The organism is Flavobacterium sp. ARAG 55.4 (assembly GCF_051846875.1).
GTDB lineage: Bacteria > Bacteroidota > Bacteroidia > Flavobacteriales > Flavobacteriaceae > Flavobacterium > Flavobacterium plantiphilum.
The window spans coordinates 267,244-289,210 of the sequence record NZ_JBPYCT010000003.1 but is presented as its reverse complement, the minus strand read 5'-3'; the positions used below and the strand labels follow the sequence as shown (position 1 = coordinate 289,210).

21 protein-coding genes are annotated in these 21,967 nt (G+C 34.5%); 9 read left to right on the top strand and 12 right to left on the bottom strand.

Annotation, left to right across the window (positions count from 1 at the left end; all coding sequences use genetic code 11):
* Positions 1-18: 18 nt before the first annotated feature.
* The 11 genes from ACSV4D_RS05300 to htpG all read right to left on the bottom strand — a co-directional run bounded on the left by ACSV4D_RS05300 (position 19) and on the right by htpG (position 10,164).
* On the bottom strand, positions 19-297 hold the full coding sequence (locus tag ACSV4D_RS05300) for a DUF2805 domain-containing protein (protein ID WP_408081287.1): 279 nt from the start codon (positions 295-297) through the stop codon (positions 19-21).
* Positions 298-494: 197 nt separating this feature from the next.
* On the bottom strand, positions 495-1,385 hold the full coding sequence (locus tag ACSV4D_RS05295) for an EamA family transporter (RefSeq protein ID WP_439227415.1): 891 nt from the start codon (positions 1,383-1,385) through the stop codon (positions 495-497).
* A 126-nt stretch (positions 1,386-1,511) separates the two neighbouring features.
* Positions 1,512-2,678: a DUF1501 domain-containing protein gene (locus ACSV4D_RS05290; RefSeq protein ID WP_439227414.1), complete on the bottom strand. Its 1,167-nt coding sequence runs from the start codon at positions 2,676-2,678 to the stop codon at positions 1,512-1,514.
* A 25-nt stretch (positions 2,679-2,703) separates the two neighbouring features.
* Positions 2,704-4,122, bottom strand: coding sequence for a DUF1800 domain-containing protein (locus ACSV4D_RS05285; RefSeq protein WP_439227413.1), 1,419 nt, complete (start codon positions 4,120-4,122; stop codon positions 2,704-2,706).
* Positions 4,123-4,240: 118 nt separating this feature from the next.
* Positions 4,241-4,951, bottom strand: a complete 711-nt coding sequence (locus ACSV4D_RS05280) for a DUF3784 domain-containing protein (RefSeq protein WP_439227412.1) — start codon at positions 4,949-4,951, stop codon at positions 4,241-4,243.
* 38 nt (positions 4,952-4,989) lie between these two features.
* The gene (locus ACSV4D_RS05275; protein WP_439227411.1) at positions 4,990-5,553 is read right to left on the bottom strand and encodes a DUF4256 domain-containing protein; all 564 of its coding nucleotides are present in this window, start codon (positions 5,551-5,553) and stop codon (positions 4,990-4,992) included.
* Between the two features lie 43 nt (positions 5,554-5,596).
* Positions 5,597-6,166 carry a YdeI/OmpD-associated family protein gene (locus ACSV4D_RS05270; RefSeq protein WP_439227410.1) on the bottom strand — a complete coding sequence of 190 codons (570 nt, stop codon included), beginning with the start codon at positions 6,164-6,166 and terminating at the stop codon, positions 5,597-5,599.
* 229 nt (positions 6,167-6,395) lie between these two features.
* Positions 6,396-6,920 (bottom strand): hypothetical protein, encoded by a 525-nt coding sequence (locus ACSV4D_RS05265; RefSeq protein ID WP_439227409.1) that lies wholly within the window; start codon positions 6,918-6,920, stop codon positions 6,396-6,398.
* A 58-nt stretch (positions 6,921-6,978) separates the two neighbouring features.
* The gene (locus tag ACSV4D_RS05260) at positions 6,979-7,284 is read right to left on the bottom strand and encodes a GIY-YIG nuclease family protein (RefSeq protein ID WP_439227408.1); all 306 of its coding nucleotides are present in this window, start codon (positions 7,282-7,284) and stop codon (positions 6,979-6,981) included.
* A gap of 221 nt (positions 7,285-7,505) precedes the next feature.
* The gene (locus tag ACSV4D_RS05255) at positions 7,506-8,033 is read right to left on the bottom strand and encodes a hypothetical protein (RefSeq protein WP_439227407.1); all 528 of its coding nucleotides are present in this window, start codon (positions 8,031-8,033) and stop codon (positions 7,506-7,508) included.
* Positions 8,034-8,280: 247 nt separating this feature from the next.
* Positions 8,281-10,164 (bottom strand): molecular chaperone HtpG, encoded by a 1,884-nt coding sequence (gene htpG / locus ACSV4D_RS05250; RefSeq protein WP_439227406.1) that lies wholly within the window; start codon positions 10,162-10,164, stop codon positions 8,281-8,283.
* Positions 10,165-10,346: 182 nt separating this feature from the next.
* Between htpG and ACSV4D_RS05245 the strand changes: the two genes are divergently transcribed.
* The 6 genes from ACSV4D_RS05245 to argS all read left to right on the top strand — a co-directional run bounded on the left by ACSV4D_RS05245 (position 10,347) and on the right by argS (position 16,401).
* Positions 10,347-10,823, top strand: a complete 477-nt coding sequence (locus tag ACSV4D_RS05245) for a hypothetical protein (protein ID WP_408081299.1) — start codon at positions 10,347-10,349, stop codon at positions 10,821-10,823.
* A gap of 34 nt (positions 10,824-10,857) precedes the next feature.
* The gene (locus ACSV4D_RS05240) at positions 10,858-11,553 is read left to right on the top strand and encodes an OmpA family protein (RefSeq protein ID WP_408081300.1); all 696 of its coding nucleotides are present in this window, start codon (positions 10,858-10,860) and stop codon (positions 11,551-11,553) included.
* Positions 11,554-11,995: 442 nt separating this feature from the next.
* The gene (locus tag ACSV4D_RS05235; protein WP_439227405.1) at positions 11,996-12,940 is read left to right on the top strand and encodes an ABC transporter ATP-binding protein; all 945 of its coding nucleotides are present in this window, start codon (positions 11,996-11,998) and stop codon (positions 12,938-12,940) included.
* A gap of 83 nt (positions 12,941-13,023) precedes the next feature.
* Positions 13,024-13,356, top strand: a complete 333-nt coding sequence (locus ACSV4D_RS05230) for a YegP family protein (protein ID WP_439227404.1) — start codon at positions 13,024-13,026, stop codon at positions 13,354-13,356.
* A gap of 126 nt (positions 13,357-13,482) precedes the next feature.
* Positions 13,483-14,490, top strand: a complete 1,008-nt coding sequence (locus tag ACSV4D_RS05225; protein WP_439227403.1) for a 3-oxoacyl-ACP synthase III family protein — start codon at positions 13,483-13,485, stop codon at positions 14,488-14,490.
* A gap of 132 nt (positions 14,491-14,622) precedes the next feature.
* Positions 14,623-16,401, top strand: coding sequence for an arginine--tRNA ligase (gene argS / locus ACSV4D_RS05220; RefSeq protein ID WP_439227402.1), 1,779 nt, complete (start codon positions 14,623-14,625; stop codon positions 16,399-16,401).
* Between the two features lie 219 nt (positions 16,402-16,620).
* Here argS and ACSV4D_RS05215 read toward each other — a convergent pair whose 3' ends face one another.
* Positions 16,621-17,526 (bottom strand): DUF6607 family protein, encoded by a 906-nt coding sequence (locus ACSV4D_RS05215; RefSeq protein ID WP_439227401.1) that lies wholly within the window; start codon positions 17,524-17,526, stop codon positions 16,621-16,623.
* Between the two features lie 105 nt (positions 17,527-17,631).
* Between ACSV4D_RS05215 and ACSV4D_RS05210 the strand changes: the two genes are divergently transcribed.
* The 3 genes from ACSV4D_RS05210 (at position 17,632) to ffh (ending at position 21,929) form a co-directional block, all read left to right on the top strand.
* Complete coding sequence (locus ACSV4D_RS05210; protein WP_439227400.1) at positions 17,632-19,692, top strand: TonB-dependent receptor plug domain-containing protein; 2,061 nt, start codon at positions 17,632-17,634, stop codon at positions 19,690-19,692.
* Between the two features lie 25 nt (positions 19,693-19,717).
* Positions 19,718-20,329, top strand: coding sequence for an HmuY family protein (locus ACSV4D_RS05205; protein ID WP_439227398.1), 612 nt, complete (start codon positions 19,718-19,720; stop codon positions 20,327-20,329).
* A 241-nt stretch (positions 20,330-20,570) separates the two neighbouring features.
* A complete protein-coding gene (ffh, locus tag ACSV4D_RS05200) occupies positions 20,571-21,929 on the top strand; it encodes a signal recognition particle protein (RefSeq protein WP_439227397.1) in 1,359 nt (452 codons plus the stop codon).
* Positions 21,930-21,967 lie beyond the last annotated feature (38 nt).

Below are 21,967 nucleotides of genomic sequence, written 5' to 3'. Positions count from 1 at the left end.
AAGAGTGTTTTTAAAAAATTAGTCTAATTTATTTTTGATATAATACTTTCCGTCTAACTCATCATCAAAATCATCGATTTTAAGAGGTTTAGGTTTAGGTTTCGATGCTGTAGCTTTCTTTTTCCACATTTCATATTTTTCCAGAGGCATCTTTTTTTTCATAATTTCCAGAACTTCTTTTTCAGCCAATCCAAACTCTTTTTTTATAATTTCAAAAGGATTTTTTTCCTCTAAGGCTAAGGTAACAAGTTTTTCAGTTTGCTCCCAATTCAGTTCTTTACGGTTACTCTTTTTCATCACGTGAAAATTAATTCTAATAGTTTTTTTAAATTAAAAATGAAATTGTATTATGTGTCAATATTAATAAAAAAAATAATTACTTCATCCAAAAATATATTTTTTTTATATGATTTTTTGTTTTCTTAAAAACCTCTTTATTTGATAAGTAGTCCTTATTTTAGTAGGGCTTTCTTTTTGTATAATGAAAAAAAGACTCATTTTTTTAAGCGTACATTCATTAAGACTATGGCGGTTATAATTAAAAATATCCCAAACCACTGGAGTCCGTTTACTTTTTCGGATAATAAGAAATAGGCCATAGCAACTGACACCGGTAATTCTAATGCTGAAACAATGCTGCCTAATCCAATTCCGGTAAGAGGAAAACCACTAGTGAGTAATAAGGGTGGAATTATGGTTCCAAATAGTGCTAAAATGATACCCCATTTAGCAAAAATAGAAAAGTTAAAAGGAGTGGTTTGCGTAATAAGTGCAAAAATAAGTACAACTATTGTTCCTCCGATGAGCATAAACAAACTGCGTTTTAGAGAAGAAATTTCAGTGGCTATCCGGTTAGCACTAAACATAGTGGTTGTAAAAGCTGCTGCAGCTAATATTCCCCAGAAGAAACCGCGCCAGTCTAATGTAAGATTACTGCTCAGCAGATTAGTTGCCAGAACAGTTCCGGTAAGGGTAATTATAACAGCTGTTATTTTTTGCAGAGAAGGTTTTTTCCTGTCTAAAAGCATTTCTGTCAAAACACCCATCCATACGGTCTGCATTAATAATACAATACCAATGGAAACAGGAACGTATCTGACGGATAAATAATAGAACACACTGGTAAAACCCATGGAGGTTCCGGACAGAATAAGTTTGATAATTTGTTGGGACGTTATTTTAATTTCAGAAGGGTTATTTTTTATTCTTCGAAGAAGAGTTAAAAAAAAGACCCCCAGAAGCCCTAATGAAAATTGTGAACCACTCACTTCTGCGGTCGTGAATCCTTCCTGATAAGCTATTTTTACAAATGTAGCCAGCATCCCATAACTGCTGGCTCCTAGTGCTACTAACAGAACTCCTTTTAAAGTTTTATTTTCAATCATAGTATATCTTTTGGACTTGCAAAAGTAGGGCTATGTATGAATCTGATTAAAAAATGCAGATAGATAAAATTGATGCACTTATAGCTATAAATATTTTTTTAGTTAATCTGTTTACAATCAGGTGTTCTAAAACAGTCCTTGTAAGGCAGGGTTTGTTATTCCTATTTTAGAATAGTCAAACTGCATTTTTTCTTTTAATAAACTGGCATAGACAGATCTGAAATCGATTTGGTATTTTAAATCACCCTGAGATAAATCAGCAAGATTGGGGTTGTTGCCTATTACTTTTCCCTGATTCTGTCCGCCTATGATAAACATAGGGGCGGCTGCTCCGTGATCGGTTCCGTTACCGTTGTCTTTTACTCTTCGTCCAAATTCGGAGAAAACAACGATAGTCACATTTTCTAGTAGATTGGCTTGTTTTAAATCCTGATAAAAACTGTAAATGGCACCATCCAGTTCCAGGAATTTGTTTTTTTGAATCACTAATTGATTGTCATGAGTGTCGTAACCACCCTGAGAGGTATAATACACTTTTGAATTTAAGTTTCCTTTTACTAATCGGGCAATCCATTCCAGATTTTTACCCAGTGCTGTTTTAGGATAGTTGGTTTCAGTTGTTGATTTGGTTAAGGCTTTCTGAATTTCTTCTGAACCTTCCAGAACCGAGTTGGCTACTTTTCGAACAAAGTCCAGCGAAGAATTCTCAGAGAGCATTCCTGTTTCTTCTTTGATGTTTTTTATCTTAAATCGGTTAGGATCTTTTACTGTAATCGAATTGGGACTGTCTCCTTTTAGTGATAAGTTGTCTATGGTGTCAATATTAATACCTGCTGTAGGTGTGTGTGTGGTACACTGCAAATCAAGATAACGACCCAGCCAGCCTTCATTAATGTATTTGTTAGAATCCGACGCCGTTTGCCAGATTTCCTGACTTCTGAAATGCGAACGATTCGGTTCCGGATATCCTACATTTTGAATGACTGATAAATCACCATTCTGCTGCATCTGGGCAAATCCTTTTAACGCAGGATGAAATCCCATGCCTTTGGTTTTTGAAATAACCTCCTCTTTTGAAAGCGCAATTTTTGGGCGTAAATCATAATACAATGGATCGTCAAAAGGAATAAAAGTATTCAGTCCGTCATTTCCTCCATTCAATTGTACAAAAACCAGACATTGTTCTTCAATAACCAGGTTTTTTTGGGAACCATAAGAAAACAAAAAATTAGGAAGCAGCAGGGTTCCCCCTGTTAATGTTCCTGTAAGCGATAGAAAATTTCTTCTGTTCATAATCGGTATAATTAGAAGGTTTCTTTTAAATTAATTGAAATTCAGGTTCCTTTACCATGGCATTAAAAAGTCTTAAAACGGCTTGTTCTGCATTTGGGGCATTCGAATCAAAATCATATTTTAATATTTTTTCAAAATCTTTTTGGCTTTCACCATCTACCTGAAACAATAGTCTGCTGGATAATTCACTAATGATAGTTTTATTCGATCCTTTGTCCCAGTCGAGATTAATAATCCTTTTTCTGGCAGCAGGACGGTTCTCCATTTTATTTTCGTCCGTCATCATCATATTTGTCACTGCTTTCTGGTTGAAGTTCTCTCTTCCGCTGCAATATAAATCAGCCAGATTGTTGCGTTGCAGATAAATTTGAGATGTGAGCCATGATTTTCCGCCTTCCCAGCCTTTTACATTAGGCTGATTGAATAAATCCATTCCCTGACTTTTTAAAAAAGCAACTACAGGCCGTTTGTTTTTAGGCTGCAGATGCAACTCAGACAGTAATTGCAGGTTGTATTCTAACGGATTTTTTATTTTTGTACCCACAGCGTTTTTTTCAAACTCTTCAGTAAAAATTTTTTCTAACAAGGGTTTTATTTCAAAGTCTTTTTTTCTGAAATAATCACCATAATAGGTCACTAATTCCTCGCTTGGATTGTCATAAATAAACCATTGCAGGATTTTTTTAGTAAAAAGATAAGGACTGTTTTTTTGTTCGAAAATGATATCCACAATAGCATCGGATTTAAAATGTCCTTTTTTACCCAAATAAGTGATTTCAGAACTATCGGAAAGTTTGTCTCTGTAAACACCTCCATTATCTCCCGGGCTTAATCCTGCTAATGCTTTGGCTCCGTTTTTTATATCTTCTTCACTGTAATTACCAATACCCAGCGTAAAAAGTTCCAGCAATTCCCGGCTTAAATTTTCATTGATTTTACCTTTTCGGTTGTCAGTATTGTCTAAATAACGCAGCATAGCATTGCTTTTTAAAACAGCTTTAGTCAGTTCTCTGAAATTCCCGAATGCATGTTTACGAAGCAGTTGATTGTGTTCAAAAATCCAGTGGTTTACTTTGACTTTTTGATAAGTAGATACAAAATGATTGTGTAAAAAAACAGTCATTTTTTCCTGTAGGGGATAATCACCAGAGATCATTTTATCAATCCACCAGCATTTCATTTCTATAGAAGTATTCCCTTCCTGTTTTTGAAAATCCTTTTTAAGTTCTCTTTTTTGCTCTGTATTTAAATCTTTGCTTTTTTCCCGACGTTCTTTAAAATCGGCAGTTGTTTTCGGGCTGTCTTTTAAAAAATCAGGTACAGTGGCATCAAAATTTATTTTGAAAGAAGCATCCAAAAATTTAGAAATACCCATTTTCTCAATAACAGCAGCCTGCTGATTTGAAAATCCTAATCGAAGAGACCAAAGCGTGTTGCGATTCATAGCTGGCAGGATTTAGTTGTTTTGTAATTTACTATCAGATTGTGCCTCATTAAGATATGAAATAAATAAAAAGGTTTAATGCAATTGAAGTTTTATTCTGGTAAAACGATAATTGATTTTATTTATTGGAAATATTCTTAATTTTTTGAAACAATTGTTCATTTGATGCTTCTTTGGCTGCATAATAAATTTTCCTGCCATCCGATTTGGTGAGTAAAATATAAGGTTTGTTTTCGGAGTTCAAAATTAGTTTTACAATCTCTCCAGTATCAGTTTTAAACAAACCTTTTTTAATAGTTCCAACAGAAAATCCTTTAGTTCTTTTAATGATTTTTGGTTTTTTATCTACTAATTCAATGCTTTTTATGACTTCAAAAGGTACAATTTCGCCATAAGTTCCTTTAAATTCAATGGAATTCGAATTTAAAATGAGTTTGGTTTCCTTATAATCGCGGGCAAACATAACAACTATAGCTATTAGAACTAAAGCCATAATGTAAGCTCCAATTTTATTTTTTTTGGTACTGAAATATTTAGCACTCGTAGCAATAAAATAGGTGTAAGCTACAATAGGATAGACTCCAATGAAAATTCCAACAGCATTTTCGCTAACCAAATACTTTAACAGAATTCCAATCAGTAAAAATGAAAAACCTAAAAAAAGATGAAACTTTCTAAGATAAGCAATATACGTTTTTAGGTCTACTTTCTTTTGCTCTTCGTTACTCATCGTATTGTATCCCGCAAGAAGGTATTTGGCATTATTCTCGTTTACAATGAATCCTATAGCGATAAAAAGCAAACTCATTCCGATTAGTGTGTATATCATATTTGTTGGTTTGGTTGTAAATAAAGTGGTTGATAAGCTTAAACTTTTAACGCTCCGCGAAACCCTCTGGCAGCATAATAGGATTCCGCGCCGTTGTGATAGATAAACACATTTCCATAACGGAAATCAGCGAAAATGGCACCGCCTAATTTTCTAATTTCGGCAGGTGTTTCAATCCAGCTGGATGTTTTAGTATCGAAATTGCCTAGTTTTTGCAATTCCCGGTATTCTGATTCTGATAAAAGTGTGATTCCTATTGCAGCAGCCACATCTTCTACATTGTTTTTAGGTTTGTTTTCTTTTCTGGTATCTAATGCCTGACGGTCGTAACACAGACTTCTGCGGGCTTTAGGACTTTCGGCTGAACAATCGTAAAAAGTATATTCGTCGGTGTTTTTATCATAATGGACAACGTCCGGTTCGCCGCCTGTTTGTTCCATTTCGTTTAGTGACCAGAGTTTTTCAGGATTAGATTCTAGTTTTGCTTGAACTTTATTCCATTCAATACCTTCATGTCGGTTGCTGTTTTTTTCAAAGCGGTCTTTTAGTATTTTTAAAAGTTCTGCGGATTCTTTTAATGATAATTTCTTTTTCATAGTCATATTGTTTTATAAGGTCTTCGACAGGCTCAGACTGACAGTTTATTTATCCTCTCATTTTACAATTTCTTTCGCACAAATCGATGATTTGAGTAATTCGGTTTTGTCGGGTTGCTGACCGTTTGGCCTGATTGAGCCAGTACAAATAACTTTTTCGATAGCTTTTACTAAAGTTGTTATAATTGGAAAAAGCCTGTTGATTTTTATCAAATTCGAGTTGTAAATCTTCCGGAATTTCTAAGTTTTCTACGGCATCGAGACTTTCCCAGGAGCCGTTTTTCTTAGCAGTTTCAATTTTTTTCAAGCCACTTTCATGCATGAGGTTGGCAGCAATCAAATATTCAATATACGTTTTGTTGAGTTTGCTCCAGACACTTTTGTCTTTTCTGGGTGTAAAAAGTTGTTGCCTGCGGTCTTCATCCAGTTTTCTAACCGTAGAATCAATCCAGCCATAACAAATAGCCACTTTTACCGCTTCTTCCCAACGCATGCTTTCGGCTTCGTGTGCTACTTTATAAAAAATCAAATGCACCGCCTGATAACGGCTGTGATTTTCATGCAGCCAGGCTCTCCATTCGGAAGCATTTTTAAAGTATAAGTTTGGAATTTCACGCATTGGTTTAGCTTATATACCAAATCTACAAAAAAAGAATTAAGTTTAGTTTGTCATTAAGGAGCTGCAAAATGCTCAGAGGCCTTTGCAATTTGCTCAAAGGTTTCTGCAAAATGCTCAAAGGTATTTGCAGTTTGCTCAAAGGTATTTGTAATTTACTCAGAGGTATTTGTAACTTGCTCAGAGGCATTTGCAACTTAATTAAAGGTTGTTGCAATTTTGTCGAGGACATTTACAGGGTCGAAATACTTTTGATTCGGATTCCGGTAAAGCAATCGTCCATACATCCTTTCTGAGTATAGCCGCAAGTTGAAATGAGTCCGTTGTTTTTGGTTTCAAAATAGGTGTCGGTGTTTTTTCTCTTAATTAACCATTCGTTTTCTGCCTTGGCATAGATTTCCTCTAATGTCAACGGATTTGCTGCATTAGAATTGGGATGACTGTTTATCTCGTTTTCATTTTCTGTCCATTCTAAATCTTCTTCAGGTATATTCTCTGTTGTGCCAATGTATTTAAAATGTCGCTGAATTACAATTCCGTTTGACACTGTAATAGTGGTTTCCCAACCGTAAATGGTAAATACAGAACCTCCGGATACCACATATTGATAGGAATTATTAGAGGTTGCTTTAAAATCCAGCCAGGCTTTTTGGCTCTTTTCAAAATCAGTCTGATAGTTTAAATCATCATCATTTGAACAGGAGAAAAAGCAAATGTTAATCAATAAAAGTGTAAGAATGTAAATGGATTTTTTCATGGTTTGTATAAATTTTTGTTATTGTTGTGGATTTGAATTCTAAATTTTCAACTACTTATTATTCAGTCATTATATTTTTAATTTCATCAAATAAATCTTTCCATGTGGGATTAATAGATTGTATTAATTTGTTTTTGGCAGCTCTTGAACCTGCTTTAATTTGTTTTTCCCGGGCTATAGCATCTTCAATCCATTGAAATTGCTCATAGTAAACTAATAGGTTTAAATTGTATCGGGCTGAAAATGATGTTGGGTATTTCTTGTTTTTATGTTCTGAAATTCTTTGTGGAAGATTTGATGTCACACCAATATAAACTACCGTTTGGTATTTATTGGTGATGATATATACAAATCCTGGCTTCATCTTTTTTGGTTTTATTGAGCGATTAGATTTATTTTTTTTAGTGACATTAAATTACCTTGTTAGTACGATTACATCTACTCGTTTTAGTGAGATTGCTTCGCTACCGCTCGCAATGACTTAGCCGCCAAGTGTGTCATTGCGAGGAACGAAGCAATCTCATTCAGTATATCCAAAATTTGATTTTTGTTGAGGCAATGATTTCGAATCCGCTTATTGGTTTTTTAAATAAAATAGTCAGGATTTATTTTTCTAATTTCATTAGAAATTTCTTCAATTAATCTTGCACAATCTAAAACAAATTCATCATTTACTTCAATTAAAGTAGAAATTTCAGAAACATCCCCTTCCTCAAAAAAATTTTCTTCAGGTAATTTTACTTTAAATGATAAAGTATCTGATTTAGCAACCAACGCGTTATAACTTCTACCTTTTCCGTGTTTTAAAGTATTGATTGCACATATAAAATCATCAAAACGGGTTTTAAGTCTGATATTTCCAGATTGATTAATAATTTTTTTTGTCTCTTGAAACCCATTCTTACAGCTTAATTTTTCTTGTAAAATAGACTCAAATAATGAAAATATACCTATTGCTATAATTGCCTTTTGTAATTGAATCATCTGTAGGGTTTTAACGAGTTTAGTAGAACGACTTGTCTGTAATTCTTCAATTACTTTAGATTTTACGTCATCTAATGTAGCTAGAGAAAATGCTGTGCTTCTATAAACTAATTCACTAAATTGATGCATGTTTCTTCATTTTAATATTCAAATATATTAAAATATTCTTACAAAATATCTTTTGGAAAGGAAATGAATTTAGTAGCCCTGATAGAGCCGATATCCTCGCAGCGTAGCGAAGAGATAAAGGCGAAAGCAGGAGAGAAGTGCTTATGGAAACTCAATCTTTCTGCTCCTAAACAAAAAAAACCTGCCAGTTTGCACCAGCAGGTCTTGTTATTCATCGGTTAAACGAATTAACGAATAATCAAATAAATTATTTAATCAACTCAAAACTACGTTTTACAAAAGCGGTTAAAGCTTCTCCTTTTAGTAAGTTTTGGGATAATTTAGCCAAGTCTAAGGCTTGTTTTACAAGGCTTTCTTGTGCTGTTTTGTCTTCGGTGCTTAAAATGGTAGTTGCCAAAGGCGAATTAGTATTCACGACCAAATTGTACATTTCCGGCATGTTGCCCATTCCGAACATTCCGCCACCGCCAGTTTGACTCATTTCTTTCATTCTACGCATGAATTCCGGTTGCGTGATGATAAATGGTGCTGCCTGGCTGTCCATAGCTTCCAGTTGTACGGTGTATGTTTTTGGGATATAAGACTCTAAAGAAGTTTTCAGGCTTTCTTTTTCTTCCTCAGAAAGTTTAGAAATGGTGGTTTCTTCTTTCTTGATCAGGTTGTCAATATGATCCGAATCCACACGAACGAAAGTTAAATCTTTATTATCGTTTTCCAGTTTTTGCATTAAATGCGAGATAATTGGCGAGTCTAATAATAAAACTTCGTATCCTTTTTCTTTAGCGATTTCAATATAAGAGTGTTGCTCTTCTTTGTTTCCTGCGTATAAAACAACCAGTTTTCCGTCTTTATCGGTTTGATTGTCTTTTAGGTTTTCTTTTAATTCGTCAAGTGTATAGTATTTGTCATCCACTGTTGGGTACAATACAAATGCGCCTGCTTTTTCGTAGAATTTATCTTCAGAAAGCATTCCGTATTCCAAAACGATTTTAATATCGTTCCATTTTGCTTCAAAATCGGCTCTGTTTTCGTTGAATAAGGATTTTAATTTATCAGCAACTTTACGGGTAATGTAGTTTGATATTTTTTTCACTGCACCATCAGCTTGTAATCCGGAACGGGAAACGTTCAAAGGAATGTCCGGAGAATCCACCACTCCGCGAAGCATCATCAGGAATTCAGGTACAATTCCTTCTACATTATCGGTAACAAATACTTGGTTTTGGTACAATTGGATTTTGTCTTTCTGGATTTGCATATCCGAACCTAATTTTGGGAAATACAAAATACCAGTCAAATTGAACGGATAATCTACATTCAGGTGAATGTTGAATAACGGCTCTTCAAACTGCATTGGATACAATTCGTGGTAGAAGGTTTTATAATCTTCCTCATTCAAATCAGCCGGTTGTTTAGTCCATGCCGGATTTGGGTTGTTGACGATGTTGTCAACTTCAATCGTTTCATTTACATAATCTTCAGGAGCATCTTCCGGCTTAGGAAGTGTTTCAGTTTTTGTTCCAAATTTAATAGGAATAGGCATGAACTTATTGTATTTGTTCAGCAATTCTTTGATTTTAAATTCTTCTAAGAATTCTAAAGAATCATCGGCAATGTGCAGAATGATTTCTGTTCCGCGGTCTGTTTTGTCAGCTGGTTCTAAAGAGAATTCAGGGCTTCCGTCACAAATCCAGTGAGCCGCCGGTTCGTCTTTGTATGATTTAGTGATAATTTCCACCTTAGAAGCGACCATAAAAGCAGAGTAGAATCCAAGACCAAAATGACCAATGATTCCGGAATCTTTAGCAGTGTCTTTGTATTTTTCTAAGAATTCCTCAGCACCTGAAAATGCCAGTTGGTTGATGTATTTTTCAACTTCTTCAGCCGTCATACCAATACCCTGGTCAATAATGTGCAGTTTTTTACCTTCCTTGTCAACTTTAACCTCCAGAATTGGATTGCCATATTCTACTTTGGCTTCGCCAATGTTAGTCAGGTGTTTTAATTTTAATGTTGCATCTGTTCCATTCGAAATTAATTCCCGTAAAAAGATCTCGTGATCGTTGTATAAGAACTTTTTGATTAGCGGAAAGATATTTTCCACCGAAACGTTAATTTTTCCAGTTGTCATATTTAAAATTTTTTTAGAGTGTTTTACAATCAGCTTCAGGCTATTCAAATAAAGTACCAATTCAGTGTAAGATGACAAAATGTCTTAACAGTGAATTTTGATATAAAAATGTTGAATTTTGAAATATTTTAACCCAATTGCATCGTATATTTGTACTACGTTTAATATTAAAATGAGAAACGATGAAAAAAATATTTTTAGTTGCAGCGCTTTCGCTGGCATTATTTTCCTGTAAAACATCCTCAGTAACCGCTACTAAATTAGATAGAGGAATTCAGACTGGGATTAAAGGGAATTGGGTAATTAGTTCTGTTTCTTATCCGGGATCAGAATATATTAAAGTGAATTCATTTCAACTGGCTGATTCAAAATGTTTTGAAGGAAGTACCTGGAAATTTGTTTCTAATAACAATAAAGGAGAAATGGCTTTGACTAAGTATGACTGTCCTGTTTTTAGCTCACCAATTACCTGGTTTGTTAATTCTAACGGAGAGTTTGTACTGAAAATTTTAGATGCCGGAGAAAAAGCTAAAAAAGTAAGAGATGGTTACGTTTTAGGCGTATCTAATTTAACAGACAGTTCTTTTCAATTGATTGACAGAATTGATGTTGGAGGAAAATTAACAAATGTTGTTTACCAGTTTCAACGTGTAAACTAAGAAGACTTAATTAAAATTTAAAAAAGAATAAATTATGAAAAATATATCCGTATTAGCATTAGCTATAATAATGATTGCAGGTTCGGTTTTTACAAGCTGTGAGGCAGTAAAAAATACAAATAAAACACAAAGGGGAGCTGCTATAGGTACAGCAGGAGGCGCTATAATAGGTGGGATTTTAGGAAACAACCTTGGAAAAGGCGGAAAAGGTGCTATGGGAGCTGTTATTGGTGGAGTTGTAGGTGGAGTTGCCGGTGGTGTTATTGGTAACAAAATGGACAAACAGGCCAGACAGATTGACCAGGCTATTCCGGGTGCTGAGGTAAAAAGAGTTGGGGAAGGAATCCAATTAGTTTTAAACGAAAATGCAGTGCGTTTTGATACTAATAAATCCAGTTTGACTGCTGCTGCAAAAGGAAATTTGGATAAATTAGTTTCTGTTTTCAATGAATATCCGGACACTGATATTACTATTTTTGGTTACACAGATAGTACAGGTCCTGCTGATTACAACCTAAAACTTTCAGGAGAGCGTGCTACTTCAGTTAAAAACTATTTAGTAAGTAAAGGAATTTCTTCCGGTAGATTTATGATTCAGGGAATGGGAATTGCTGACCCGATTGCAGACAACGGTACTGTTGAAGGAAGAAGCCAAAACCGTCGTGTTGAATTTGCTATCGTAGCTAATGAAAAAATGAAAGCGGATGCAGAGAAAGAAGCCGGTAACTAGTATATCGCTTTTTTGAAATAATTTAAAGGTCGTTTTGTTTTAATAACAAAACGACCTTTTTTTAAAACCACAAATTCCTTAGATTTTTACAAAACTTGTGTAATCAGCATAGCCGTCCTTAGCTTTCGCAGTCGAGTGTCAAATGTTTGAAGAATACGTAAAAAGAAAAGCTGTTTGAGCGTAGTGAGTTCTTTTCTTTTAGTATTCGAAAACTAATTTGACCGACGAGGAAGCGCAAGACTTGATTTTTTTGTTTCTTTTTTGATCAAGCAAAAAAGAAAAATAATCAAATTATTTTGTATGTTAAAGCTACATAAATTTATAAATCATTGTATAATTTTCCTAATATGATTACTTAATGTAATAATATTATTTATAAACTCTTCCCTTTTTATACCAAAGAATCTATCTTTGCGTTTCCAAAAAAAAACATTCTTTTAAAATGCTCCAAGTTCAAAATATCTCCTTTGGTTATACCGAAAAACCAGTAGTTCAAAATATAAATTTTACTGTAGAAAAAGGACAAAATATTGCTGTAATAGGCGAAAGCGGTTGTGGTAAGAGTACATTGCTGAAACTGATTTACGGCTTGTATGATTTGGATGGAGGACAGATTTTCTGGAATGACCAACAAGTTTTAGGTCCTGATTTTCATTTGGTTCCCGGAATGCCTTTTATGAAGCATTTATCACAGGATTTTGATCTGATGCCTTATATTACGGTAGCGGAAAATGTGGGGAAATATTTGTCGAATATTTATCCGGACAAGAAAAAAGCACGTGTTAGAGAATTGCTGGAAATTGTTGAGATGACGGAGTTTGCCGATGTAAAGGCTAAATACCTGAGCGGCGGACAGCAGCAACGTGTAGCTCTGGCAAGAGTTCTGGCTTTAGAGCCTGAAGTTTTATTGCTGGACGAACCTTTTAGCCATATTGATAATTTTAGAAAAAATGCCCTGAGACGCAATTTATTTGCGTATTTAAAAGCGCAGGGAATTACGGTCATCGTTGCGACTCACGATAGTACTGATGCTCTTTCTTTTGCTGATGAAACAATTGTGTTGCAAAATGGAAGAATGGTTGATAAAGCGGACTCGTATAATTTGTATAATAATCCTATAAATAAATATGTGGCTTCATTGTTTGGTGAAGTAAATGAGCTGAAATTATCCCAGCTTATCACTGTAGATGGCGAAGATGAACTGGTTTTATTGTATCCGCATCAGTTAAAAATTGCCGAAAATGGTTTGATGAGTGTCATTGTAAAACAATCTTATTTTAAAGGAAGTCATTATCTTATTAAAGCTGTTTTTGACCGAAAAGTGATTTTTTTCGAACATGAATCTCCTTTAGAATTTAATCAGGAAGTCAATTTGAAGATTTGTTAATAAATTCTGCAAATTTGTATTCTTTTTTTATTATTTTAGTTAAGTCATTGAAATACAGATTATCAATTTAAATTCTAAATACAATGGGGAAATATCTGGTTACAAAAAGAGTTAATGGGGAGTTTCAGTTTAGTTTGAAAGCCGGCAATGGTCAGGCAATTTTAGCAAGCGAAGGTTATACCACTAAGGCTGCTTGTGAGAACGGAATTGAATCGGTTAGAAAAAATGCCCAGGATGACAGTCGATTTGATCGAAAAGAATCCTCAAATGGGAAACACTATTTTAATTTAAAAGCCGGTAATAATCAGATTATTGGAAATAGTGAAATGTATGAGTCGGTTGCAGCTCGTGAAAATGGAATTGAATCAGTTAAGAAAAATGCACTGGATGCAGTTATAGAAGACCAAACAGCATAATTGAGAGATAAAAATTAGTCGTTCAGGTTATGTTCATTTTTTTTAAGTAAATATACTATCAGTAAACCAGTTGTTTAGACTGGTTTTTTTATTATATTTATAATAGATGTTATTAAAAACTAAAATATGTATCATTCAAAAATTTCAGGTTTAGGTTTCTATGTGCCTTCTAATGTAGTTACTAATGACGATTTGTCAAAAATTATAGATACTAATGACGCATGGATTCAGGAAAGAACCGGAATCCGGGAGCGCAGGCATATCATAAAAGGTGAAGATACGACTACTTCAATGGGTGTAAAAGCAGCCAGAGTGGCAATTGAACGTGCCGGTATCGATAAAAATGATATTGATTTTATTGTTTTTGCTACGCTAAGTCCGGATTATTATTTTCCTGGACCAGGCGTTTTGGTACAAAAAGAATTGGGATTACGCACTGTGGGAGCATTAGATGTTCGCAATCAGTGTTCCGGTTTTGTGTATGCGTTATCTGTTGCGGATCAATATATAAAAACAGGAATGTATAAGAATATTTTAGTGATAGGATCTGAAGTGCATTCGTCGGGATTAGACATGACCACGCGCGGACGCAATGTTTCGGTGATATTTGGTGATGGAGCAGGAGCAGCAGTGTTGAGTCGTGAAGAAGATCTGACTAAAGGAATTCTTTCGACACACTTACACTCCGAAGGAATTCATGCCGAAGAACTTGCATTGACTGCGCCCGGAATGGGCGGACGCTGGGTAAGTGATATTGTTGCTGATAATAATCCGGATGATGAAAGTTATTTTCCCCACATGAACGGACAATTTGTCTTTAAAAATGCGGTAGTTCGTTTTGCTGAAGTGATTCATGAAGGTTTAGAAGCCAATAATTTAAAAGTTTCTGATATTGATATGCTGATTCCACATCAGGCTAATTTGAGAATTTCTCAGTTTATCCAGCAAAAATTTGGTTTGAATGACGATCAGGTTTATAATAATATTCAAAAATACGGAAATACTACAGCAGCTTCAGTACCTATTGCCTTAACGGAAGCCTGGGAAAAAGGCAAAATAAAATCAGGAGATACGGTAGTTTTAGCCGCTTTTGGGAGTGGATTTACCTGGGCGAGTGCTATTATTAAATGGTAGAATTGTACGCTTTAAAAAGTAAAAAGGGATTAGTGAATAGCTCTTACTAATCACTTTTTACTTTTTACAAATCACTTTTCCCCAATTGCGCTATAATACCTATATTTGCAGCCATTAAAAAATAACTACAAAATGACATTATCACAAACACTTACGCCATCAATACAAAAAGCAATTCAGGATTTATTTGATGTAACGATTGATAAAATAGAATTTCAAGCGACACGTAAGGAATTTGAGGGCGATATTACCATGGTTATTTTTCCTTTATTAAAAGTCATTAAAAGTAATCCGGTTGAATTAGGAAACAAAATAGGAAATTATTTAGTAGATAATGTGACTGAGGTAGCCAAGTTTAATGTGGTTTCCGGTTTCCTGAATATTGTTATTGCCGATGCTCATTATTTGAATTTCTTCAACGGAATTAAAGATAATGTGAATTATGGTTTTGTGACTCCAAATCCAACTGACAAAGCGGTAATGGTTGAATATTCTTCACCAAACACTAACAAACCTTTGCATTTAGGGCACGTTCGTAATAATTTATTAGGTTATTCGGTGGCTGAAATCATTAAGGCTTCGGGTAAAAAAGTATATAAAACCCAAATCATCAACGACAGAGGAATCCATATTTGTAAGTCGATGTTAGCCTGGCAGAAATTTGGAAAAGAACAAACTCCGGAATCCACAGGATTGAAAGGAGATAAATTGGTTGGGAATTTTTATGTCGCTTTTGATAAAGCATACAAAGAAGAAATCAACCAATTAATGGCTGAAGGAAAAACAGAAGAAGAAGCTAAAAAACAGGCGCCAGTCATTCTTGAAGCTCAGGAAATGCTTCGCAAATGGGAAGCTGGTGATGCCGAAGTAGTAGCACTTTGGAAAACGATGAACCAATGGGTTTATGATGGTTTTGCTGCTACGTATAAAAATATGGGAGTTGATTTTGACAGTTATTACTACGAAAGCAATACGTATTTGTTAGGGAAAGATGTAGTTCAAATGGGACTTGAAAAAGGAATCTTCGAAAAAGATCCGGATGGTTCAGTTTGGATTGATTTGACTGACGAAGGTTTAGACCGCAAAATTGTGTTGCGTTCTGACGGAACTGCGGTATATATGACACAGGATATCGGGACGGCAATTCAGCGTGTGAAAGACATGCCGGATGTAGGCGGAATGGTTTATACAGTAGGAAATGAGCAGGATTATCATTTTAAAGTATTGTTCTTAATCCTGAAAAAATTAGGTTTTGATTGGGCTGATAATTTATTTCACCTTTCTTACGGAATGGTTGATTTGCCTTCGGGCAAAATGAAATCCCGTGAAGGAACTGTTGTCGATGCTGATGATCTGATGCAGGAAATGACCGATACGGCTCAGAAAATCTCAGAAGAACTAGGAAAATTAGACGGTTATTCCGATGAGGAAAAAGCCAGATTGTATAAAACAATTGGTTTAGGTGCTTTGAAATATTACATTTTGAAAGTAGATCCTAAGAAACGTATTTTGTTTAATCCGGAAGAATCGGTTGATTTTGCCGGAAATACAGGTCCGTTTATTCAATATACCTATGCCAGAATTCAATCGATTATAAGAAAAGCTGATTTTGATTTTTCGAATGTGGCTCAAGTGGAAACATTGCACGAAAAAGAAAAAGAATTACTGAAACAATTGGAATTATTCCCGGAAGTAATCCAGAATGCAGCTCAAAACCATAGTCCGGCTTTATTAGCAAATTATACGTATGATTTGGTAAAAGAATACAACTCCTTCTATCAGGCAGTACCAATTCTAGGAGAAGCCGATTTAGAAATTAAAATATTCAGAGTACAGTTATCTAAAAAAGTAGCCGATACCATTGCTGCTTCTTTTAGATTGCTGGGAATTAATGTTCCTGAGCGAATGTAAGTCTTTCAGGTGGACGAATTATTGACCACAGATTAAACCGATACAGCTGATATAAACGGATTTTATAGTCTGGGATTATCTGTTTAAATCAGTTTTATCTGTGGTTATTTATTTATTCTGTAGTTTATATATTAGAGTTTTTTAGATAAAGAAAAGAGCCGGTAATACTTGATTACCGACTCTTTTCAAAACAAACTAACACACAAATTCAACTATTTTTTATTTTAGAAAACGATCAATTATCGCATCGGTTTCCGTTTTTGGCGCATCCGGTTTTAATTTAAACAGATGCGAATACAATGTCTTTTTGTCTACTTTTTCTTCTAAATCAAGATCTTTGTTTTGTGCAAAAACCGCATCCCATTTTGTTCTTACATTTTTCCAGAGTAACTGGTTTTCTTTCCACCATTTTTGAGCTGCCTCACATTTAGAATCCGCTACTTTAGTGTAAATGTCCAGTCCTTTTTCTTCAGCAAGAACAACATCGTTTCCGTTATTGTCTCTGATAATTTTTACATTATCCTGCTCATGATTCCATCCCCTTTTAGTAATTTCATGAATGTTTCTTCTTTTCAGTACATTGTAATCATTACGCTTGGTATGTTCTCTTCGTGGTAACGGAGCATCGGTAGTATTTACCCAATAGTCTTTTCCATCCACATGAACCCAGCTCGCTGATCCTTCATATCGCGGACTGTCATCTACCTGATATACTTTCTGAGTCCACTGTCCTTTAATATCCTTTTTATTGAGCTTGCTGTATTTCCAGCTGTTGTCTTTATAAAAAGAATACAAATCAGCGTTTTCATATATCCAGTCCTGTCTCCAGTGTTTGATAATCATGTCTGGTCCGGCAATCAATAAATGCTGAAGCATGATTTTATCTGGAGTGTCTTCCAGTAATGCAACCCATTCTAAGGCCGATTCATGCTTGGTTTCAGATGGTTTATAGTTAGCAGTATCTTTAGCATATTGAAAAGTTTCAGTAAAATTAAATTTAACTTCATAGCAACCACACATGGATTTGATGGATTGAATGTCTTGCTGTTTTTTATTTTCCTGACTAAATCCAATGCTTGCTGTAAGGACTAATACAGCAGTCAGATAACTTTTTCTTGTTTTCATAACTGATTTATTGATTTAAAAATTTTTGACAAATATAATAGATTTTATTTAGAACAAATAAAAATAATTATATATTTGCACTGTTATTAAGATTAAATAAAAATAATGAAGTTTAAAATTACACCATTTATAAGTCTGTTTTTTTGCAGTGCAGTTTTTGGACAAATGAAAGACAGTATTGCTGCTGATGAAATATTAGCAGAGGTGGTGGTAACGGGCACAAGAACCGAAAGAGTGCTTTCCTCATTGCCTTTGCCTATGACAATTATTACATCGGATGCAATCGTTAAATCCGGAGTTACCCGATTGAGTGAAATTTTAAACGAACAGACCGGAATAATTCTGATTCCGGATGAAAGCGGGTTTGAAGGCATTCAAATGCAGGGTTTAGATGCCGCTTATACGATGATTATGATTGACGGTGTTCCTCTGGTGGGGAGAAGTTCGGGAGCTCTGGATTTGTCGAGAGTTTCTGTTGGAAATATTGAAAGAATTGAGATCGTAAAAGGTGCTTCATCCGCCTTATATGGGTCTGAAGCTATGGGAGGTGTGATAAATGTAATTACAAAAAGACCTCAAAAAGATTTGTTTTCGGGTAGTTTGTCGTATCGTTATGCCTCTTTTAATACGAATGATGCAAATGTGAATTTGCTTTGGAAAAAGAAAAAATTTGCGGCTAACGTGTTTGCAAATTACAATTCCTCTGACGGCTATGATTTGGATAAAAGTTCGTGGTTGAAAAATATTGAAAAATACCATAACAATACGATTCAGCCAAAATTATATTATGATTTTTCGGAAAATTTAAAACTGATTGTAAGTAATCGTTTTTATAATCAAAAGATAGATAACAAAGCAGTAATTGAAACCAAACAATATCTGGGCGATGCAACAGAAAAAGAATGGAATTCACAAATTAAATTAGAACATAATTGGAATTCTAAAATCTATTCGGAATATGAGTTTTATGTGACTAATTATAAAAATAACGCTTTTTTAAATGATGAAAATAGCGTTCTTTTTGAAGAATCTTATTATAATCAATGGCTTTTAAGACCTGAAGTGCGAACAACTTTTTCGATTAAAGCCAATAAGTTAACCACAGGAATTGGATTCAATCATGAAACCTTAGACCGAACCTACTTTGACAGTAATGTAGTTTTTAATTCGCAATATGTTTTTGTGCAATACGATTATAATCCAACAGAAAAATTGAATATTCTGGCGGGTTTCAGATATGATAATCATAGTGAATACGCTTCTCAGTTTAGTCCCAAATTAGCGGCTAATTATAAAATTACAGAAGATTTTTCTCTGAAAGCTTCGGTAGGATATGGATATAAAGCGCCAGATTTCCGTCAGTTGTATTTCGATTTTATGAATCCACAAGTTGGTTATACTGTTTTAGGTTACAATGTAGCAGAAGATCGTTTGAAAGAATTAGACGATCAGGGGCAAATTGCTAACCGAATTTCAGGAATAAATTTTAATAATCCTTTGAAAGCGGAAAGTGCCATCAATTTTAATTTTGGAACTTTCTATAAAAGAAACAAGTTTAGATTAGATGTCAATGCTTTTTATAATTCAATTTCTAATTTAATTGATACACAGGTTGTAGCTGTTAAAAGTAATGGTCAGAATGTTTTTAGTTACACAAATATCAGTGAAATTTTTACTTATGGATTAGAATATAACTCGACTTATAATTTCAGTAAGGAGTTTACAGTGTCATTAGGATACCAATATTTAATTGCAAAAGACAAATCAGTTATTGATGATTTTGAAGAACATAAGTTTGTTCGTCCATCGGGTTCAGGAACAATTGCAATTAAAAAATCAGATTATTTCGGATTATTTAACAGATCTAAACATACGGCTAACGTTAAGTTTTTATATCGGATTCCAAGAATGAAAACTGATATTAATTTACGTGTTTTTTACAGAGGTAAATACGGAATGTTTGATACTAACGGTAATAGTATTATGGATAAATACGACAAATTTATAGATGGTTATGTATTGACAAACTTATCCATTTCTAAACAAATACAAGACAAATTCATGCTTCAGGCCGGAGCGAATAATGTATTTGATTTTACTGATCCTGATCAGATTAATAACCTTGCAGGAAGACAGTTTTTTGCACGAATTCAATACAATTTTTAATCAATAATTATTTAAATACCCAAAAATGAAAACAAAATTTTTAAAACTTTCTCTTTTAGCTTTAGTATTATTTACAGCATCCTGTAGTAATGATGATGATAATGCTGATAATGAAACCATCCCGGAAGTTCAAACAGTTAAAGCTACTAATATTTCAGCAAGAGACGGATTTACAAAGTTTAGCTTCTCTGAAAATAAAGTAGTTACTACTGATAAATGGGATATTGCTTTTAGTGGTACCACAATTATAGTAAATGGAGGAGCTAAATTTAATCCTGAAAGTGCTGAGGAACCTGCAAGGACAGGGCAGGCTGCGGTTAGTATTGTTTCAAATACATTTGCAGCTGTAACAGCATTTCCGGAAGCAACAACTTTTAAGCAAGATGCTGCTTCAGTATATGCTATTCCTACAGGAAGCGGAAACGGATGGTACAGCTACAACATGACTTCGCATCTTATTTCACCGGTTGCAGGAAAAGTATTTGTAGTAAAAACACATGATGGTAAATATGCAAAATTTGAAATTTTGAGCTATTACAAAGATGCGCCTCTGACACCGGATCCATTGAATTTAGAAGCTACTAAATATTACACTTTTAATTATGCTTATCAGGCTAACAGTACCACAACATTTTAAGAAAATAGACTTAAGTTCCTGTTTTCAATGCACAATATTAAATTAGTGTCCTTACGTCATTAAGTTAATTACTTGGTTTTTTTTATTTTTTTTTTGTCAAAAGAGGTTAGATTTTTCTAGCCTCTTTTTTGTTTTTCATCGAACAAAAATAAAAGAAAAACTTCTTTGAACTTTGTTAGTTTGCTACTTTGAACCTTTGCAACTTCTTAGTATATTTGCAGTTCCAAAAAAAAACAATATTATGTTTGATAATTTAAGCGATAAATTAGATAAAGCTTTTCATATACTAAAAGGTCACGGTAAAATTACCGAAGTCAACGTTGCAGATACCTTAAAAGAAGTGCGTCGTGCGTTACTGGATGCCGATGTGAATTTTAAAATAGCTAAAGATTTTACTACCCGAGTAAAAGAAAAAGCAATAGGTCAGGACGTATTAACTACTTTGCAACCGGGACAGCTGTTGGTGAAGTTAGTTAAGGATGAGCTGACTGAATTAATGGGAGGTGATGTTGCCGGAATTAATTTGCAGGGAACGCCTTCAGTAATTTTGATGTCAGGATTACAGGGTTCGGGAAAGACTACCTTTTCCGGAAAATTAGCTAATTATCTTCAGACAAAAAAGAATAAGAAACCGCTTCTTGTAGCTTGTGATATTTACCGTCCTGCGGCAATTAATCAATTGCATGTTGTAGGAGATTCGATAGGTGTTGAGGTATATTCAGAACCGGAGAATAAAAACCCGGTTGAAATTGCACAAAATGCGATTAAGCATGCTAAAGCTAATGGATTTAACATTGTAATTGTCGATACGGCGGGTCGTTTAGCAGTAGATAAGGAAATGATGGACGAAATTGCACGTGTTCACAAAGCAATTCAGCCTCAGGAAACTTTATTTGTTGTGGATTCGATGACGGGACAAGATGCAGTGAATACCGCAAAGGCTTTCAACGATATACTGAATTTTGATGGGGTTATTTTAACAAAATTAGATGGTGATACCCGTGGTGGAGCTGCTTTATCCATTAAATCAGTTGTCAATAAACCGATAAAATTCGTAGGTACCGGAGAAAAAATGGAAGCCATTGATGTTTTCTATCCGGATCGTATGGCAGAACGTATTCTTGGTATGGGAGACGTTGTTTCGTTAGTTGAAAGAGCTCAGGAGCAATTTGACGAAGAAGAAGCCAGAAAATTACAAAAGAAAATCGCTAAGAACGAGTTTGGTTTTGATGATTTCCTTACTCAGATTCAGCAGGTAAAGAAAATGGGTAATATGAAGGATTTGGTAGGGATGATACCAGGAGCTTCTAAAGCAATGAAAGATGTAGAAATTGAAGATGATGCTTTCAAGCACATTGAAGCTATTATCCATTCGATGACTCCTATTGAAAGAAAAAAACCGGCTTTGATTGATGTGAAAAGAAAAGCAAGAATTGCTAAAGGTTCCGGTACTAAAATAGAACAGGTTAATCAGTTGATGAAACAGTTTGACCAAATGAGTAAAATGATGAAAATGATGCAGGGACCAGGAGGAAAAAACCTGATGAAAATGATGGGCGGAATGAAAGGAATGCCAGGCGGAATGCCGGGAATGAAATAATTTTTGTTTAAAGTTTCAGGTTTCATGTTGTTGAAACC